Source organism: Paenibacillus prosopidis, assembly GCF_003337375.1.
Classification (GTDB): Bacteria; Bacillota; Bacilli; order Paenibacillales; family Paenibacillaceae; genus Pristimantibacillus; species Pristimantibacillus prosopidis.
The window spans coordinates 342987-362757 of sequence record NZ_QPJD01000004.1; the positions used below are offsets into that span (position 1 = coordinate 342987).

The window sequence follows — 19771 nt, forward strand, 5'->3', positions numbered from 1 at the left end:
CCTATCCGCTTTATTATGGATAATGCCAAAGTGCAAGCACTTTGGCATTACCCGCCTTCCATACAACAATTACGAATTGATACCTTTAACCGTTATGCCCAACTCTTGTTCCTGCTTATGGAACTGTTCATTCTTCTTCGCATCGAGCTCAAGCTGACCGAGATCCTTTATCTTATTGGTCATCTCTTCGTAATTTTTATTAAATGCCGCCTCATCTTTAGACAATATAATTTTGGAAATCTGGGCTTCCTTATAAAGCCTGATTTCAGCCTCTTGCTTCGCCTCTTTGCTGTCGGGCGGAAAGAAGCCTTCTGGCATACCGAGCGGTGTAGAATCATAAATGGTGGATGCTTTTACAGCCGCCGTATGCGCTTTCGTAGCCATAACATCAAGCGGAGCAGAAGGAGCAGGGGTTACGTGGTCGTTCCAAGCACCATTGAAGAATTGCCAGAACATGTCAACCCCTGTTTTCGTACGGTCATTTTGATTTTTAATGCCTTGCTCGGTTCTGACAAGGAGTCCATTCTGCACCGTGTAATCTTTGCCTTCAAATCCAAAGAAGTGAAGCGTTTTACCTTCTTCGCTCATCATATAATCAATCCATTTGGCAATGCGTTCCGGATGCTTGGCCGTCTTGGATATGGAGGTCTGCATCCAGCCTGAACCCGGCTCTGAAGCACGGGCAGCAATAGGTTTTGTACCCTGATTCGATTGGATTGGTCCCGGATTGACCCAAATCGGACCGAGCTTCTCATCTCTAAACCCTGAATTCGCTATATTTCCGATAAAGCAGAAGACGCGTCCGGTCTTTACAGCCGCTGCCATAGCCGCATCATCCATGGTCATCTGACCCGGATCAAAGTATCCGCCTTGGGCTGCCTTGAACATGAATTTCAGGACATGCTTCGTTTCAGGAGCAAAAATAATATCCCGGAAATTGCCATCCTTGTCCACCGACATTGCGCCAAAATACTCCTGAAGTGTAGGGATCGTAGCCTGCTGGTACACCTTGCCGTTGATTTGCATCGGGATGACAGGCGCGCCATCGACCTTTAGGTTCTTGACTTTTTCGAAAGCAGCCAATACTCCGTCCTCGGTTTTAAGATCATCTATAGAAATACCGGCCTCTTTCATGATTTTTTCATTGAATATGGCGTTATTGTTGACGGAATATTTGGCTGCGTCGGCTACAAGTTCACTTACCGGAGGATATGTTTTTTGTAAATCCTCAGAGTTTATATGGCTTGGAATTGCAGCGAAAGCGCCATACTTTCTTATTATCGCTTTCTTTACATCCGCCGGGAAAGACGTCAATAAAGGCGAGGAAGGATTGTACTTCTGCATAAACTCATCCAAATCCCATATTTTTCCTGAATCAACCAGCTTCTTATGCAATTGGCTATCCGTAATCGTCATGAGATCCGGAAGCTCCTGCGAAGTGGCGAGCATCAGATTGAGCTTCGTCCCGGCATCCTGAGCCGGAATGTTAAACTCAAACGTAAGCCCTGTCTTCTGGGTAATGACCCCTTCTACGGTATTCGGGTCCGTGCTCCAAGGCGCTGGAGGATTCCAGAAGCTTGCATCCGCAAACCAGGTCAGCTTCTCTGGAGTAACCGGCTCCGAATTTGTTGCGGCTGCTGATTCCTTCGGCGATGCGTTATTGCCGCTTTCGGCATTTTTGGCGGAACTACAGCCCGTAAGAGCTACGACGCACGCCAAGGCCATTACTGTAAGCATTTTCAATTTTTTCATACTTTCTGATCACCCCTGTAATGTATATTGGTTGAGACATCCTTATCTTATCCTGAACCACAGGCTTGCCATATGCTTCAATTTTTTTTTCGATTTGGTGTAAATTTAGATGCGTTATATTTTTCGGTGTTTGCTCGGTGTGATTCCGAAGTGCTTTTTGAACAGCTTGTTAAAATGAAAATAATCTTTATACCCTACCCGTTCTACGATTTCCTGTATCGACAGCGATTCATCGCTCAGCAGCTCTTTAGCCAGATTCAATCTCTTGGCGACCACGTAATCCGAATAGTTGGTTCCCGTCTCCTTCTTGATCAAGGCGCTTAAGTAGCCGAGACTGACATTGAATTGTCTGGATAACATGCTGAGCGAAATATCCTCTGTAAAGCTGGAGTCGATGTATTCGATGATTTTCTTAACCGTCTCCTTGGAAAGCAGCATTTCTTCGTCTGACTGCCGTTCGAAGATGACGCTGATCCTCTCAAAGAGCTGCCGAACCGACTCGCAGGACCGGACGATTTGGGAATATGTCAAGTACTCAAGGCCTTGAACAAGCTCGCTGTTGCCGTAATATTTGTATACGAACAAGACAATCTGGTTGTAGAGCGCGGAGATTTGGTCGATCAGCATGCTCCGCGTTTCGCATTCCTCGCACAGTTCGTCCAGCCCCTGCCGAATAACGTCCCGTTTATATCCTTTAATGGCCAGCTCAATTTTTAGAACCAGCTTGGTCAGCGCTGCTACGTGGTCCGCCGATTTGTATTCAGTTATGCTCTGCTTCTGCAGAAAGGAGGAGCTGGATAGGGCGATATCCGATTCCTGATACAGTTTGCCGATTGGCGTCGAGTAAAGTCCGATGCCGCTGATGCCCACATACTGAGCGCCGGCAAGGCTTCCTGAGATGAAATCTAGCAAGCCGATCGGTTTTTTTTGTTCGTCATAATTGACCAGATATGACAGTTTATTTTGCCCCGTGCGTAAGCGGAACCATTGGGTACCGTTCTGCGCCGCTTGTTCGGCGATGGCATCCCAAGCGGACGAATGCGGATATAAACAGCTGATGAAACGGTAGTGGGGAAACTCGAATTCCAGCCTTCTATTGATCATAAAATTGTTGATTTTGATGTTGTTGTCGGGCTCGAGCAATTCGAACAAATCCTCGAGGTGAAAATCTTGCTCACGATTCCCCTTATGACTGTTGGCCAGCTCAATCTTTAGCCGCAGCAAGGTCTCGGTCAGCGTGTTTCTGTCGACCTGCTTGAGCAAATAATCGAAGGCGCCGAGCTGTATCGCTTTTTGCGCATATTCGAACTCCGCATAGCCGCTGATCAGGATGACTTTCGTCTCCAGCCCATGAAGGCGAATGCTTTCAATCAGCTCAATCCCGTTTAATCCGGGCATACGGATGTCCGAGAGCACGACATCGGGATTCATGTCCTGAATTGCTTCCATAGCCTCGATTCCGTCGTGGACATCTCCAATAACGGTATACCCAAGACTCTCCCAGTCGATCAATTTTTTCAATCCTTTTGCAACCCAAGGCTCATCGTCAACAATCAATACCTTGTACACGATTCATACTCCCCTCTTGTTCCGCATTGTCGTGCACCGGAATGGTAATGCTGATCAACGTTCCGGTATTTAACTGACTTTGAATGTCCATCTCCGCTGCATCCCCATAAAACAGCTTGATTCTTCGGTAAATATTGGCAAGACCGATACCTTGCTTTTCATCCTTCACCGCAGATACAAGCGCATCGGGATTCCCCAAACGATAGGACAGCTCTTGCAACTGTCTCTCGTCCATGCCGCAACCGTTATCCTGGACGATATATCGAATCCGGTTGTCTGACAAAGAATATGCCGTTAGCTGGACGATGCCCTTGCCTCTTTTTTTCTCCAAGCCGTGAAAGACGGCATTCTCGACTATCGGCTGCAGCAGCATTTTCAGCGTCTTCATGCCGAGCAAGCCTGTCTCGGCTTCGATTTCCACCCGAATCCTCCCCATAAAGCGGAGCTCGATAATATTGGAATACTCCTTAACATGCTTTATTTCATCGCCAATCGTCACGAAATCGTTCCCTTTCACCGAATATCGGAACATATTGGACAAGGATTCCGATATAGCCGCAATTTCCTCATCCTTATTGTAGAAGGCCAAAGCACGGATGCATTCCAGTGTATTGTACAAAAAATGCGGATTGATCTGATTGCGGAATGCCGATATTTCCATCTGTTTTTTGGCAATTTCGATTTCATACATTTGCTTTTGCGCATGCTGGATTTCGTTGCCCAAGGTATCGATTTCGTCCAGCATTTTATTCAACTGGGCAGCGAGCACGCCGATTTCGTTATGGTATACGATAGTGAACCGCGTCTCGCCGCCCTTTTTCGAATAGGACTTCATAAAATCCATCAAAGCTTTGATCGGCCTCATGATTCGGGTGAAAAAGAGCAACAGAAACAAACCGAGCAGACAGATCATGACCAGGTAGGTCGCGATATTCAGTTTTTGCACCGTATCCAAATCCCGCAGCAGCTCGTCCTTCGGGATGATGCTGATCAGCTTCCAGCCAGTGCTGGAAAGCGTAACCGACTGTACGATGTACCGCTTGTCGTTTTTCCATTCGGCCAAATCGAACGGATGGATGTTGGTCGCTGCTCCATCGCTCGCCATGATATTGTTGTGTTGATCGAGGAGCAGGAACTGGGAGTGCGGGGTAATTTTCGCATTTTTTAATATACTGTTAAAATTGCTTACATCCATAATAAAAATGCATGCTCCCCTATAATCTTGAAGCTGGGCGCTCTTCAGGTTATAGATGGGAACGGTAATGGTATAATGGGAATCGTTAGAAGACATTAAGCCGGAATATTCCGTCGTTTGAACCGGATGCTGAAGGGAATCGACAATTCCCGCTCCGGTATTCGCTACGGGCGTTCCTTCCTTGTTATATAACCGGATGCCTCTAATACTTTCCTTCAGCGACATCGTGTTGGCGAACATCGAGATCACTTCCGGATTCATAAGAACCATAGTCAGCTCATCCTTCACTGTCAACGCGGTTTGAATGGTCGGACTGTAAAGCAGAGATATTGAGATTCCACCCATGTCCGCATAAAAACTGGTCATCTTCTCTTCCACTTGAAGCAGTATTTTATCGGCGGAGTCCGTCACCTTTCTCTCGACAATCCGCTTCGCAATTTGATTCGAGATGACGAATGAAACCAGAAGAATGACCAGCATGATCAAAATCAAATACATTATATTTCTGCTCAGACTGTGATTTCGAAATCGGTCCATGTTGACAACCCTCGCCTTCTTTTCCATTTATCTGGAACACCAATCGGTTCTACGTATTATGCGAATTCACCTCGTATGCTATAACCTCTCGACATTTACCGAGGACTCTTTTGTGCGATTTACTAAAAGAACCGGCGTCAAGCAAACGAATTTAAAGGAACCTTGGATCGCTCCAAGGTTCCTTTGCAAGAATCCGAATTATTTTGCGGGCCAATTAATTAACCTTTATGAGACAGGTTTGCCCTGCTTCTGCAGGAAATCGGTATAAACCGTCTCCGTTATGATGGAGCGCAACTTCATTGCCGCTAACAGCATCGTATACGGCAATCGCCTTATCCGAATACAGCACGCACTCCTCGTTGCCGCTCGATGAGATTTCCGCCTCTTCCCATTGACCATCCTTCCAAGAGATATCGACCTGGAAGCCGCCTCTTGCTCTCAAGCCCTTCACATATCCCTCCGCCCAAGCATCGGGCAACGCGGGCAGCATCTCGATGTACCCTTGGTGTGACTGCACGAGCATTTCCGCTATGCCTGCTGTTATGGCGAAATTGCCGTCAATTTGGAACGGCGGGTGCGCGTCGAACAGGTTGGCGTACACGCCGCCTATCGTAAAGCTGATCGGATCATCGCTTTTTACTAACGACAACAGATTAGAAATTAAAGCCTTCGCCCTGTTGCCATCTTTGAATCTTGCCCACGTGTTAACTTTCCAGCCGAGGCTCCAGCCCGTTCCGCCGTCTCCGCGGAGCTCCATCGAACGTTTTGCGGCTTTGAATAGCTCAGGCGTTCCCTTCTCCGTAAGCTGTCTTCCGGGATACACACCTACTAAGTGTGAAATATGCCTATGATCCGGCGCTTCCCCTTCAAAGTCCTCGTACCACTCTTGAAGCTGTCCTTCGGCTCCAATCTTCATCGGATACAGCCTTGAGCGGGCTGCTATTAATTTCTCACGGAACGAATCGTCGGCAGTCAACAGCTCCGACGCTTCGATACAGTTCGTAAGAAGCTCCCATATTAATGAGGTATCCATCGTTGCCGATTTACTGACGGCAAATCTCTCGCCGTTAATGATGAATTTTTGTTCGGGCGATGTAGATGGTGAAGTGATCAAATTACCGTCGTTTTCCTCATGCAGCCAATCAAGACAGAATATAGCCGCTTCCTTCATGATTGGATAGGCATAGGTACGCAAGTATTCTAAATCTCGCCCGAAAGCAAAGTGTTCCCACAAGTGCTGGGTCAACCATACGCCGCCCATCGGCCAAAGCGCCCATACAGGATCGCCGTCTCCGAAGCCGCCTACAGGTGCGGATTGCGCCCAAATGTCGGAATTATGATGCGCGACCCAGCCTCCCGCGCCATAGTTGGTCTCGGCCGTCTTTTTGCCGTTCTTCGCCACGTTTCCAATAAAATCAAGAAATGGAGTGTGCATTTCGCTCAGGTTGCAGTTTTCAACCGGCCAATAATTCATTTCCGCATTGATGTTAAGCGTATAATTGCTGCTCCAAGGCGCACGCAGCTCTTCATTCCATATACCCTGCAGGTTAGCTGGCTGCGTCCCGGGACGGGAGCTGGAAATCATCAGGTAGCGCCCGTATTGGAACAACAGCTCAACCAATTCCGGATCATTAGCGCCGAATTCCGAAATTCTTTGATCTGTTGACATGGCGGGCGGCGATACCCGATCACCCAGCTTTAGGGATACGCGTTCAAAAAGCGGCTTGTAATCCTCGGCATGGGCAGCGCGTATGAGGTCATAGCCTTTGACTACGGCTTGCGAAAGAGCTTGCATGGCAATAGCTGCTTCATCTCTCCCGCTTTGGTTCGGCAATTGGTCGAAGCCATTAAAGCTCGTTGCCGCGCTAAGATATAGCACGACCGTTGATGCCCCGGTAATTTGAATGCCGCTATGCGTCGTTTTCATCGATCCGCCATCTTGCGAAGCGGTTACCCGAGCGTCAAAACGCATCGCTCTCGTTAGCTCGCCGTCACCATATTGCACTGGATTACTCGTATTGAAGTAGCTTGGCGATACATGCTCGGGCGCAAATCCTTTTATAATAAAGACGTCTTGCTCGTATGCCGTATCATAGCGCAGAGGGCTGACAAGCCCCACATGCATACTCAATGCTCCGGGCTCGCTTGCGGTTAAGCGAACGGCCATAATTTGATCTGGAAATGAGGTTAAATATTCGCGGGTATACTGTATGCTGCCCACGTTGTACCGCACCACTGCTATCCCTTCTTCAAGATTCAGCTCCCGGCTATAAGAGTGAAAGATGTTTCCATGCTCCATCGTCAGATGAAGCTCGCCGAAAGGAAGGTAGGATTGCGTATAGGGCCCCATCATTTGTTTCGATAGCTTATCGGCCTCTTTATAGTTTTTGTCGTTGATAAGCTCACGGATTTGAGGCAATACCTCTTTCGCATTCGGATTATTGCCATCCGCCGGGGGACCGGACCATAACGTATCTTCATTAAACTGAATTCGTTCTTGATGAACGCCGCCGAAGACCATGCCGCCTAGTCTGCCGTTCCCGATAGGAAGAGCTTCCGTCCATACGTTTGCCGGCACTGTATATTGTAGTTTCATATTCTGCACCGCTTTCCATGAATAATTTAGAAAAAATCCTGATATCTTCAATAGTATAAGGTTAAGTTAATATTTCTATTTGTTTAACTGCAGCATTTGCCGCCTTGAATACCACCTTCAAGTAACGCAGGCCTTCGCTCGGCAGCTCCGCGATGAGGATTTTGTTTTTTCCCTCATGCTTGCTGGCTACCAGCGGGGAGAAAGACTTGCCATCCAACGAGTAAAATGCTTCTTGAAGAGACAGAGCAGTAGTTCCTGCAAATGTAATTACAGCATGATCAGCCTTCTTGCGTCCTTCTAGATCGACCATAATCCACTGCCCTTCCGCTTCGTTGGAAGGCTTCCAAAACGTATCCTCAAGGTCGTCGGTTACGTTCATTGCAGGATGCCCTGCTTCGTAGCTGCTGCAAAATACGGGTCTGCTTCTTGCGATATTATAGCTTGATCCGTGCGCCGGCGCCTTCATCACTGAAGGCGGGGGAGGTTGAAGACGGAGGGACTGACCGCTCCATATCGTGTCGCCAACGGCTTCGATACTGATTTCCGCAGGCAGCACCCCTTCGGCCCTTGCCTCAACTTTGATTGTCCCCGCGTAATAAGATCTCAATTCAATGGCTCCCATTCCGTCAAGGAAGCTGTTGTTCTCCGGCGAAAACCGTATCGACTTCCCGGTAGGGAATAACCCGCCCCCGTGGGTAATCTCAAGCTCGACTTGCAGCGGATTGCAGATTCGCTTGCCCTCTCGGTCAATGACTTCAACGATAATATGTGTATCGTCTGTACCGTCGGTGGCTATCACATGCCTATCAGCCGTCAGTCTAAGCGTGTAAGCCGTTCCTTCAGAGGCCGGCTGCGGCGGCGCAATGCCAAGCAGCTCGTTGCGATACCAATACCAAGCATTTAATGGCAAACGATAATAATCGATCATCCCCATATAACCCATATTCGATGCAATGCTGCCATGATGGAAGCCGCACCATAACGCCTTGCCGGATCTCCAGCGCGGGTTTCTCTCCACTCCGTCCGTATAGCCCGGCGCATATTCTCCCGGCCTTACCGCTATAACGCTGCCATACTCCGACACGAAGCTAGGGAAGCCTGGATCAATATATAATGCGGCTCCGTCTCCGTTATAGCCCGCGATGTCTCCGAGCACATCGAACCCTTGTCGCTGTGCGCCGCCAACAGATGCAGGGCGCGACGGATCAAGGCGATGCGACTCCTCTACGAGCCGAACGATAAGCGCGCGTGCTTCATCCATAACCTCGTCATCGCTGAAAAACGGTTCATTGCTCATGCTCCATGTAATGATGCTGGGATGATTGCGATTCGTTCGGATCATCTCATGCAGCGCCCTCATGCAGCTGACTTCGAACTCTTCTTTATCTTCTTCGCGAACCGGATACGCGCTGCTTGCCCAATAGCCTTCCGTATTGGCGCCCCCGATTCCCCAAAAGCAGAGCTCCGACCAGAACAACAGTCCTTGCTTGTCGCATTCTGCGGAGAAGTGTGTATGATGCGGGTAGTGAGAGCCTCTTATAAAATTCATGCCGCAGTCCTTGATCAGCTTAACATCGCGTGCAATGCCTGCTCTTGTTACCGCGTCGCCCCATCCTGCATGATCCTGATGCACATTGGCGCCGATGATGTCATAATGCTTTCCGTTCAAGAAGAAACCTTTCTTTGCATCAAAGAAGATAGAACGCACCCCGAAACTGGTTTCATATTCATCCTGCAGCATATCGTCCACATACACATAGCTCTTTAACTGGTAGAGATGCGGCGAATCCGGGTGCCACAACATTGGCTTACCCATCAGTTGTTGCTGGCTAAATTCAAAGCTTTGCCCCGGTTCAATGGATTGCCTGCTTCTCATCTCACTAATGCTCGTACCATCGAACTCCACGACGGATACAAGCAAGCAGTCCGCCGCGTTCGCCGCTTCGTTCACGACCTCGGTTTTAACCTCCAATGCCGCGCTTTCAGCGGTCACTTCGGAAGCAGTAACGAACGTGCCATACCAAGCGACGTGCACATGCTCCGTAACGATAAGGCTTACGTCGCGGTAGATGCCTCCGTTAAACACATGCTCTCCCGCTCGCGGAGCAAGACGAGGATTCCACAGATTATTCAACCGCACAAAGAGCAAATTATCTCCTTCATGTACGAGCTCCGATATATCGATATGGAATGCCGTATATCCGCCCTTATGATTGCCGGCCCATTCGCCGTTGACATAGATGTCGGCATCCTGGAACGCCCCTTGAAACTCTAGCGATATCCTCTTGCCCAGCCATTCCGGCTGAATGGAAAAATGCTTGCGATAACACCCGTAGCCAACATAAAACTCATTCTCCATGAAATACGGAATGCCGAATGAATGCGGAATTCCGATATCATACCAGCTCGAATCATCGAATAAAACTTCTTTGCCTTCGGCAATATCCCCATACATAAACGTCCATTCGTTGTTGATTAACACCTGATGCCTTTTGGTCAAGCTTGTTGCCATGCTTTGTAACATCCCTTTCAGCATTAAAATAAATATATGATTTTATGTTTCTAGTATAATCAGAATATGAACCATTTTATATAACTCTATTTTAATATGTTTAAAACTATATTATGATTTATTTAAATAACTTTATTAGAGGTGATCACCTTGTCTGAACGAGAATTCTACTTACCTAACTTCTCTGAGTTTCGTTTTTTCTGCTTTCCTCACTCTGTTGGAAATTTCGTGCAGCCAACGGATCATAACGTAAATCGCCCCGACGGCGTCAGAGACTATAGCCTGCATTATGTGGCAAGCGGAAGTGGTTATATCGAGCTCAATGGCGAAACGTTCCAGCTTCACGAAGGAGATGTGTTCTGGCATATTCCAAATGACACTATGCGGTATTACCGTTCGGAAGAGGAACCGTGGAATATTTTTTGGATACAAATGTACGGCAGCACGCTACCTGCATTTGTCGCGGAAAACGGCTATCATCAATCGGGCATTTGGAACATCAAAGACGGCAGTCTGCTCGAGAGTAATTTCATAAGCCTTCTCGATGAAATCGAACAAAACAATTTTTTACGCCCTTCGCGCATATCCGCACTCACCTATAGCGTGCTTATTGAATTTCTTAGCAGCGCCACTCCATTCTCTCATTATCGCGGCGTAGACAATGCCCGGAAAATGCTGGCCTTGCTGCCCGAGATGCAGCGAAAAGCCCATCTCCCGTTCATTCTCGAGGATTGGGCTGCCGCAGCCGGCTATACCCCGAATTATTTTTGCAGCTTATTCAAGAAAGTAACGAGGATGACGCCTGTCTCCTATATTACGAAGTGCAGAATTCAGCTAAGCAAGCATTTATTGGTCAGCCATCCGGTCATCCCGATTAAAGAAGTTGCTGAACGAGCCGGCTATCCGGGCTTCAGCTATTTCAACAAAAAATTTATGGAGTCCGAGGGAATGACGCCGGGTGAATTCAGAAGCAATCATATGAAAGGATAAATGCCGTATAAAAAAACCATTTACCAAGCTTTTTCACCACCGCTTCGGCATCGCAAACAATCTAATGCAATAAAGACCGCTGACTTTGGCTTGTGCCTTTGTCAACGGTCTTAAGAATTTCACTCTATTCTTTGCTTTCAGGGCTCTGCTGTTCAATCCATAATCTCTAAAGTGATCTTGTATACATAGATGCCCTTTCCGATTTTATATTCATCGTGAATATTTTTGGTCCAGCCGTTGTCTCCGCCAAGACCTGCATGCTTATGATCGATATGAAGGAATACGGAATCGGATGCGCCAAGCTCGTCTTCATAGGCGGCATTGTCATACTGTCCGATGCTGTATTGATGAATATCAAAATGGAAGCAACCCGCCGCGTTAACTTTTACCTTGCGGTCATCCGCGGAGACAACTAAATAACGGACATCTTCCTTGCCCCCGCATTCAACCGGCACGATGTAGGGAACATGTTGTTCTTCAACAGAGCTTTCATATATACCGACGAAGGCAGACGTTTTACGGTCCGCATAGTTTTCCCATGGCCCGCGGCCATACCATTTGATATTCTTCCAGGCATCAGAGAAGGTAAAGCTTAGACCGATTCTCGGAAGGGTATCGATAGGGGCATTATTCACGACAGTGTTGGCAATTTCAATGCCTTTACCGCCAATCGTATAGTCGGTTCGCGTTTCAATGCACCCATGATACAAAGCATGAACCTGAATGATGACGGAAGCAGGCGCCGCATATATCCGGATACGCTTGATCTCTTTCCGATTGGAGTCCAGGCCGAGGCTTCTCCAGTCATCCGCATAGTTCAGCGTCTCGCCTTGTACCCCTACGTCTATTCCCGTTGGCGGACGATAGAAATTGTTGGCTCCGCCCGTAAAGTAGTCATGGTTATTGTATCTCACGGAAATGAACTCTGCCGTTTCTTTCGAAAAGACCACGTTCGTATGTTCATTATAAATATGAATTCGATCTGCGGCTTCTTCATAGACCAGGCTTCCGCTTTCAATATCTCCGGTATGAATTTCATAAACGGAATCATTCAACTCGATCTGGCATGCATAAATACAGGTTCCCTTATCGGCATAATAGGTGTCCTCGTTCAGATTAGCATAGAAATTCAGGTACGCTTCTCCAGATACCCTGGATGAATCGTATGGTGCTTGAACACTGTCCATAGATCCAGCCGGCGTGTTCAATATGGGCAATGTACCATTCTCGACTACCTTCCCGTCGCAAACAAGCTCCCAACCGATGTCCAAGTGGCTTAAGTCTCGATGCGTATAATGATTATAAATTCGATAGCTTTTGTTACCCGGAGCATGAAAAGGCCGTTCAAAGTAATCGATTTGGACGGGAGCTTGAACATATTTAATTTCATTGGCAGCCGGTTTCGGCGTTAAATCCGGAAATACGATGCCGTTCAGGCACATATCGGGCGCGGAATCAATAATCTCTTCTTGGAACGCGCCGCCATATACATATTTTTTGTTCCCGAATTCATCAAACCTAACAAGCGCTTTATCCTGAAAATCCCAAATAAAACCGCCCTGAAACCGCGGGAATGTATGAATGAGGTCCCAAAATTCCTTGAAATTCCCGTTGCTGTTGCTTTTCGCGTACGCATATTCACACATGATAAACGGTCGCAAGTCTTCGCAGTTTGCCATGCATTCCATGATCCAATCCTTCTGAGGATACATAGGCGCTAGGATATCGGAAATATTGGCCGGAGGATTTAAGGACTCATACTGGACAAATCTTGTTTTATCATATTCCTTAATCCAGCCGTACATGGCGGCATGGTTCGCTCCGTAACCGGATTCATTTCCTAAGGACCAGAGAATGATCGAGGGATGATTCTTATCTCTAAGCACCATCCGCGCTGCACGTTCCATATAAGCATGCGTCCATTCGGGAGATGCGCTCAACTGGCCGCCGATGCCATGGGTCTCAATATTGGCCTCATCAACGACATACATGCCCAGTTCATCACACAGGTCGTACCATTCGACCGCATGCGGATAATGACTCGTCCTTACCGCATTGATATTTAGCGACTTCATTATCTTGATTTGCTCGCGCATATACTCCGTCGACACCACTCGCCCCGTTTCGGGACAAAACGCATGAAGGTTGGTCCCACGGATGAAAAGCCGTTTGCCGTTTATTTTCAATATCCCGTTTTTATCGATGCTAACTTCGCGGAAGCCGACATTTGCGCTCTCGATGTCAACGACAGTTCCATCAGGGCCGATCATTTCCAATACCAATCGATAGAGGTAAGGAATTTCGTCGCTCCACAATTTGGGATTCTTAATGGGTTGTTTAACCTTCGCCACAAAGATCTCTTGCAGGTAGGATCTGTAATCCGCAAACTTATCCGTTTCAAATTGCGTAACCAATTGTTGATCGTGATCATAAAGAGACAGGCGCACATAAGCATCCCCGTAACAGCTTGCCTGATTATTCGGATAAACCGTCACGGATAATTCGGCATTGTCGTATTGGCCTGAGAATAACGTTTCGATTTTATAATCATGAATGCGCATTCGCGGTTTTGCATAAATCAGAACATCTCTGTAGATCCCCGACAGATGCCAGTAGTCCTGATCCTCCAGATATGTTCCGGCTCCAAATCGCATTACCTGTACGGCTAAATGGTTCTGTCCCCTTTGGATGAAATCCGTAATATCGAAAGAAGCGTTAAGCTTGCTATCCGTCGAATAACCGACGAGCTTCCCGTTTAACCACAAATAAAAACAAGATTCCACGCCGGCAAAATCGATAAAAAGATCGCGGTCGTGAAATTGTTGGGGAATTTCGAACGTGTGGACATAACATCCGGTGAGGTTATCCTCCGGCACATAAGGCGGATTCAAAACAAATTCATCTTTCTTCAGTTGAATTTCATGATGGGAGTCCGCCCCCTTCCGTGCAAAGGGATACAATGTATTGGTGTACACAGGCTTTCCATATCCGGAAAGCTCCCAGTTGGAAGGAACCGCGATATCATCCCAACGGGATACATCATATTCAGGATGATAGAATTCATCGGTTACAGCATCCGGAGACGAAGACAACTTGAATTTCCATGAGCCGTTTAAGCATTGTACGTATTTTGACGTTCTGCGATCGCCGCTTAGCGCCTGTTCTACGGTTTCGTATACGCCGTATGGCTCATGCATGGGGTAACGGTTCTTTTGAGTGACATGCGGATTCTCCCAGTCTCTGTTCGGCTTCATATGTTTCGACTAATCCCCCTATAAATTGTTCTAATTGGTTGTACCATAATATCGATACCCTTATAATATAAGGATAAGTCTTCATATTTAAATGTTACGTTTGGTAATTCATTTATCCATTTTGGTAGGTGTAGCGACTATATGAATTGCGACGACATAAAGGAAAATGATGTCATATACCGGTGTATCGGCGACGACTTCGACCAAGGCATTTTATCGTGCGGCTTTATGAGAAAAAGAACGGCGGATCGTTCCCAATATGACTTTAAGATCGGATATTACAGCTGTTTTTTAATCCTGCAAGGCAGCGGACGATTTATCTCACAGGACGGTACCGTTATTCCGATGCAAGCAGGGGATCTCGTTCAGCGTTTGCCCGAGCGTTTGCACTCCACCGAAATCGAACCAAACGGGGAATGGATAGAGTTTTATATTAGCGTAGGTTATCCTGTCTATCATTATCTGCATAAGCTTGGAATTATAAATTCCGATAATGAGGTGCAAGCAACGCGGCTTACGGGCGATTTTGCTATTGATTTTGCCGCCTTGCTAAACAGCCTTAAAGACGCTGCTGATGAAAGGCTCCCCTATTTGCTGTTGAGAGCGCAAGAGCTTATTATCCGATTGCACGGAAGCGTTCATTCTATGCAAAGAGAGCACTATGATCATAAAATATCGAAGGCTTGCCAATTAATCGGCGCCTCCAATGATATCCATTATGATATGGAGGAAGCTGCAGCAGCCATAAATATGGGCTATGAGAATTTCAGGAAGGTATTTAAAGCCGTGAACGGAATTTCCCCTCAGCGGTACCATATTAATCATTTAATGAAACAGGCAAAAATGATGCTTCTCTCCGGACTCCCTATCAAACACGTAGCCGTTAGTCTTGGATATGGAGATATTTATGCCTTTACCAAACAATTTACGAAATCGGAAGGAGTGCCTCCAGGACGTTTTACCCGTAACCGCCTCAATCAGTTCGATTGAATTGGCTTACAATAAGCAGCAGCAATGGAACAATCAAAGATACGAATATAATAGCCGTCATCTCCGAATAGATGATGAAATCCTTCACATACCTTTTGTTGTTCTACGGAAGGCCTCGAACAACGTACCCCTTCGCCTTGAAACAAGTAAGTCGGCGAGCCGCCCTCCGTTCCTTTCCTGACAGCAATTCTCCTGGATTGATGACTTGCAGCTTTATCTTTTTTGTTTGTACCATGACCGATACCGAGACCGGCAACGATGGAAATATCGCTCATTTCCCGCCGTCCCCAGCGTCCTGTAGTCATCAGCATCAACACGGCTGCAACCAGACAGGAAGGGACGATACGCTTGATTATAACCACCTCCCACTATTTGTCATTTCCTCCATTTGATATTCTCAGGTTTAATAGAGATCCGGCCTTCCAGTAGGCTTGCTGCCTCAGCGTTAGGCAATATGCTATTGGCTTGCTAGATTAGATTCTCCAGCATTATTGCGGGTTTTGTCATCATACATATTTTTGCCCCTGTATTTTTCGATCTTTTGTAATATGCCCCTAACCCCAAAAATACCTTGCCCTGAAAAATATCCAGTTCTCAAGCGAAATGAAGTATTTGAGCTGCAGCAATGAATTTTTAATATGATTTTTGCTTTATTTTTTGTTGTATTATCTGGAACGTCACACAGTTAAAATAAAAATGATACCGCTTACACTATTTAAGGAGGTGTTTGAAAAGCAACATCGGAGCGCTGTCACAAGTGTCGCTGTAATCGGTTCCTCAATAGAAAACAAGCTTGCATTTTTTAAAATCAAAGGAGGAAATTCATGCGTAAAACAAAAGCTTTTCTGTCGTTGATGCTCACTATTGCTTTGTTGTTTACAGCGTTTTCGTTTTCGTTCCCGGCCTCGACCTCTGCCGCAACTTCCATGCAGACGTATGTGAGCACGATGCAGCCCGGATGGAATCTGGGCAATACTTTGGATGCATTTAATCCGGATGATCCGACAGGAGGCGGCGAGACGTCTTGGGGCAACCCGGTTGTCACCCAAGCCTTTATCCAGCAGATTGCGGCACAAGGCTTCAAAAGCATCCGCATTCCGATAACATGGAATTATCGGATAGGCGACGCTCCGAACTATGCGATCGATCCGGCATTCATGGACCGGGTTCAGCAGGTTGTCGACTGGTCGCTGCAGGAGGGACTGTATGTCATGATCAACGTTCACCACGACGCTTGGATGTGGGTTAGCTCGATGCCGACGGATCATAACGCCGTAATGGCCCGATATAACGCGGTATGGACGCAAATCGCCGACCGCTTCAAGAATCATTCCGACAAACTGATGTTCGAAAGCATCAACGAACCGGAATTTTCAAACGTTGATATAACGACGCAGCTCGCATTGCTTAATGAGCTCAATACATCCTTCGTGCATCTTGTAAGAGCGTCGGGAGGCGGAAATGCCGTTCGTCCGCTTGTGCTGCCGACGTTATACTGCAATCACGAGCAAGTGCGTGTGGATTCGCTTGCAAGCACTCTTGTCGCGCTGAACGATCCGAATTTGATTGTCACCGTTCATTATTACGGCTTGTGGCATTTCGCTGTAAACATCGCAGGCTACACTACGTTTAATGCCGATGCGAAAAATGATATCGATACAATGGTTAACAATGTCTATAATACGTTCGTATCGAAGGGTATTCCCGTTGTCATAGGCGAATTAGGAATACTCGGTCACGATAAGAACAGGGAAACCGTCGAGCGCGGAGAGATGCTCAAATTTTTCGAATACCTTCTCTACAGTACTCAAGCGAAGAACATTACGACGATGTGGTGGGATAACGGCTCGTACTTTAACCGTACTACATATCAGTGGAGTGATCCGGATCTTTACAATATATTCAAACAAAGCTTGACAGGCCGTTCATCCACCACGGATACCGATCTGATCTTCCTCAAGGCCGGCACTGCGGTTCAAGACGCCGTGATCAACCTGAACTTGAACGGCAATACTTTCGTTTCTCTGTTGAACGGAACTGCCGCATTGAGCTACGGCACGGACTACACATTGAACGGCAATGTATTGACCATCAAAGCAAGCGCGCTCTCCAATTACGCTTCAGGCTCGTTCGGCGAGAAAACAGTATTGTCGGTCCGTGTCAACTCGGGCCCCGATTGGAAAATCCATGTCCGTTATTCCAATACGCCGGTACTGTCAAAAGCATCAGGCAACTCCAGCGGCGGCTTGGTGATTCCGACAGCTTTCAACGGAGATGTGCTTGCCACGATGGAAGCGGTGTACACGAACGGCACTAACGCCGGTCCGCATAACTGGACCTCGTATAAGGAGTACGCCTACGCGTTCTTGCCAAACTATGCGAACAACACGATCATGATAACGCCGAAATTCTTCGCCGAAACAACAGGCGGAACGATCAACCTGACGTTCCACTTCTGGAGCGGCGCCATAGTCAAATATCAGCTTACGACTAAAGGTGGCCGCATTACCGGCACGCCTCAGTAAATTCGCGGCAAGCAACCAAATGTACAGAAGTAACCCTAAATTATAAAACCAAAGGAGAATTTCCATGAGAGCAAAAAAATCGTATCTATCCGCCCTTTTGGTCGTTGTCCTGCTTATGGCGATGTTTCCACCCGTCAGCTCGGCCGCTGCTTCCCCGAAAGAAAGCAAAATGCAGTCTTATGTCAGCGCGATGCAGCCTGGATGGAACCTGGGCAATACATTTGATTCATTTAATACGAATGAACCAAATAATGGTGACGAGACGTCCTGGGGCAACCCGCTCGTAACCAAAGAATTCATTAAGGAAACTAGGAAGCAGGGCTTCAAAAGCATCCGTATTCCGATTACATGGAGCGGGCGGATGGGCGGCGCACCGGATTATACGATCAATCCGACCTGGATGGACCGGGTACAGGAAGTCGTCGACTGGTCGCTGCAAGAGGGCCTGTATGTCATGATCAACCTTCATCACGACTCCTGGATGTGGATCAACAAGGCGCCTGAGAATCACGACGAAGTATTGGCCAAATATAATGCGATATGGACGCAAGTCGCCGACCGCTTCAAGAATCATTCCGACAAACTGATGTTTGAGAGCATCAACGAACCGTTTTTTGATAACGTTGATGTGGCGACGCAGCACGCGTTTCTTGATGAGCTCAACACATCCTTCTTCCATATTGTAAGAGCGTCGGGAGGCAAAAATGACGTTCGTCCGCTTGTGCTGCCGACGTTATTTACGAATAACTCGCAAGAGCATGTAGATTCGCTTGCAAGCACGATTGCCGATCTGAACGATCCGAATTTGATCGCTACCATTCATTTTTACGGCTTCTGGCCGTTCAGCGTAAACATTGCGGGCTTCCCGAAGCTTGAAGAATTAACGATTAACGATATCGATACAATGGCTAACAATGTATATACTACGTTCGTATCGAAAGGAATTCCCGTTGTCATAGGCGAATTCGGACTGCTCGGCTGGGATGCTACCCCTTTCAAAACGCCGTTCAGCGAAGGTGTGCCCGAGCATGGCGAGATGCTGAAGTTTTTAGAGTATTTCACCTACAAATCCATAGAGAACAAGCTTACCCTTATGCTGTGGGACAACGGCGGGCGGTTTGACCGCAGAATTCTTCAGTGGAACGATCCTGAGTTATACGATCTGATCATGGCTAGCTTGAAGAGCCGCTCAGCCACTGCCGAATCCGATCTAATCTTTGTCAGGAAAGACGCGCCGGCTCAGGACACCGTAATGCCCTTGAACTTAAACGGCAATGTTCTGACCAGCATTAAACTTGGAGACTACGAATTGATGGAAGGCACGGACTATGCGTTGAACGGCGAAGACCTGACCCTCAAAGCAAATTTTCTCGCCAACTTGACCGAATCAGCCGAACTCGGCGAGGTTGCCGTATTAAAAGCCCAATTCAACAAGGGCGCCGATTGGACCTTCTATGTCATGTACAATGACACGCCAGTTCTGCAAAACGCGGAAGGCACCACAGCAAACTTTGCGATTCCGACCGCCTTTGGCGGCGACCGTCTCGCTACGATGGAGGCCGTATACGCTGAAGGTGGCAACGCCGGTCCGCATAACTGGACTTCGTTCAAGGAGTTCGCCCGGACATTCAAACCATCTTATGCTGCAAATGAAATCACGCTTACACAGAGCTTCTTCAATCAAGTGAACGACGGAACGGTGATTCTGAAGTTCCACTTCTGGAGCGGCGCCATCATCGAGTACACGATTACGAAGAACGGCACGAGCATCTCGGGCATAGCATCGTAGAACTGAAATCGTTTCGGTAAAAAAGGAGTCCTGCCTTGCGCCCGTGCGTACGGCAGGACTCC

Annotated in this window: 11 protein-coding genes; 4 read left to right on the forward strand and 7 right to left on the reverse strand. The window is 47.4% G+C overall.

The features are described from left to right. Nucleotides 1–69: 69 nt before the first annotated feature. The 5 genes from DFP97_RS08260 to DFP97_RS08280 all read right to left on the reverse strand — a co-directional run bounded on the left by DFP97_RS08260 (nt 70) and on the right by DFP97_RS08280 (nt 10161). Nucleotides 70–1752 carry an extracellular solute-binding protein gene (locus tag DFP97_RS08260; protein WP_114379514.1) on the reverse strand — a complete coding sequence of 561 codons (1683 nt, stop codon included), beginning with the start codon at nt 1750–1752 and terminating at the stop codon, nt 70–72. Between the two features lie 114 nt (nt 1753–1866). Continuing rightward, on the reverse strand, nt 1867–3321 hold the full coding sequence (locus DFP97_RS08265; protein WP_114379515.1) for a response regulator transcription factor: 1455 nt from the start codon (nt 3319–3321) through the stop codon (nt 1867–1869). Beyond that, nucleotides 3299–5053, reverse strand: coding sequence for a cache domain-containing sensor histidine kinase (locus DFP97_RS08270; RefSeq protein ID WP_181873406.1), 1755 nt, complete (start codon nt 5051–5053; stop codon nt 3299–3301). The genes DFP97_RS08265 and DFP97_RS08270 overlap by 23 nt, the downstream gene beginning before the upstream one ends. A gap of 214 nt (nt 5054–5267) precedes the next feature. After that, nucleotides 5268–7649, reverse strand: coding sequence for a glycoside hydrolase family 95 protein (locus DFP97_RS08275; protein WP_114379517.1), 2382 nt, complete (start codon nt 7647–7649; stop codon nt 5268–5270). Nucleotides 7650–7710: 61 nt separating this feature from the next. Beyond that, a complete protein-coding gene (locus DFP97_RS08280; protein ID WP_181873407.1) occupies nt 7711–10161 on the reverse strand; it encodes a glycoside hydrolase family 2 protein in 2451 nt (816 codons plus the stop codon). Between the two features lie 150 nt (nt 10162–10311). Between DFP97_RS08280 and DFP97_RS08285 the strand changes: the two genes are divergently transcribed. Next, entirely contained in the window at nt 10312–11151 is an 840-nt protein-coding gene (locus DFP97_RS08285; RefSeq protein WP_114379519.1) for an AraC family transcriptional regulator, read from the forward strand. 152 nt (nt 11152–11303) lie between these two features. On the opposite strand, the gene DFP97_RS08290 is transcribed toward DFP97_RS08285, so the two are convergent. Continuing rightward, on the reverse strand, nt 11304–14405 hold the full coding sequence (locus DFP97_RS08290; protein WP_114379520.1) for a glycoside hydrolase family 2 TIM barrel-domain containing protein: 3102 nt from the start codon (nt 14403–14405) through the stop codon (nt 11304–11306). Between the two features lie 141 nt (nt 14406–14546). Here DFP97_RS08290 and DFP97_RS08295 point away from each other — a divergent pair, with 141 nt between their 5' ends. Next, on the forward strand, nt 14547–15395 hold the full coding sequence (locus DFP97_RS08295; RefSeq protein WP_114379521.1) for a helix-turn-helix domain-containing protein: 849 nt from the start codon (nt 14547–14549) through the stop codon (nt 15393–15395). On the opposite strand, the gene DFP97_RS08300 is transcribed toward DFP97_RS08295, so the two are convergent. Then, nucleotides 15383–15757 carry a hypothetical protein gene (locus DFP97_RS08300; RefSeq protein WP_114379522.1) on the reverse strand — a complete coding sequence of 125 codons (375 nt, stop codon included), beginning with the start codon at nt 15755–15757 and terminating at the stop codon, nt 15383–15385. The two genes, DFP97_RS08295 and DFP97_RS08300, sit on opposite strands and share 13 nt — an antisense overlap. A gap of 462 nt (nt 15758–16219) precedes the next feature. Between DFP97_RS08300 and DFP97_RS08305 the strand changes: the two genes are divergently transcribed. Next, nucleotides 16220–17920, forward strand: coding sequence for a cellulase family glycosylhydrolase (locus DFP97_RS08305; RefSeq protein ID WP_114379523.1), 1701 nt, complete (start codon nt 16220–16222; stop codon nt 17918–17920). A gap of 64 nt (nt 17921–17984) precedes the next feature. Further along, nucleotides 17985–19709, forward strand: a complete 1725-nt coding sequence (locus tag DFP97_RS08310) for a cellulase family glycosylhydrolase (protein ID WP_114379524.1) — start codon at nt 17985–17987, stop codon at nt 19707–19709. The last annotated feature ends 62 nt before the right edge of the window (nt 19710–19771 follow it).

Bases quoted from the DNA above. Each gene is read 5' to 3' on its own strand.
- DFP97_RS08290 (WP_114379520.1), bottom strand. From the start codon at position 14,405: ATGAAGCCGAACAGAGACTGGGAGAATCCGCATGTCACTCAAAAGAAC.
- DFP97_RS08295 (WP_114379521.1), top strand. From the start codon at position 14,547: ATGAATTGCGACGACATAAAGGAAAATGATGTCATATACCGGTGTATC.
- DFP97_RS08275 (WP_114379517.1), bottom strand. From the start codon at position 7,649: ATGAAACTACAATATACAGTGCCGGCAAACGTATGGACGGAAGCTCTT.
- DFP97_RS08305 (WP_114379523.1), top strand. From the start codon at position 16,220: ATGCGTAAAACAAAAGCTTTTCTGTCGTTGATGCTCACTATTGCTTTG.
- DFP97_RS08310 (WP_114379524.1), top strand. From the start codon at position 17,985: ATGAGAGCAAAAAAATCGTATCTATCCGCCCTTTTGGTCGTTGTCCTG.
- DFP97_RS08280 (WP_181873407.1), bottom strand. From the start codon at position 10,161: ATGGCAACAAGCTTGACCAAAAGGCATCAGGTGTTAATCAACAACGAA.
- DFP97_RS08270 (WP_181873406.1), bottom strand. From the start codon at position 5,053: ATGGACCGATTTCGAAATCACAGTCTGAGCAGAAATATAATGTATTTG.
- DFP97_RS08260 (WP_114379514.1), bottom strand. From the start codon at position 1,752: ATGAAAAAATTGAAAATGCTTACAGTAATGGCCTTGGCGTGCGTCGTA.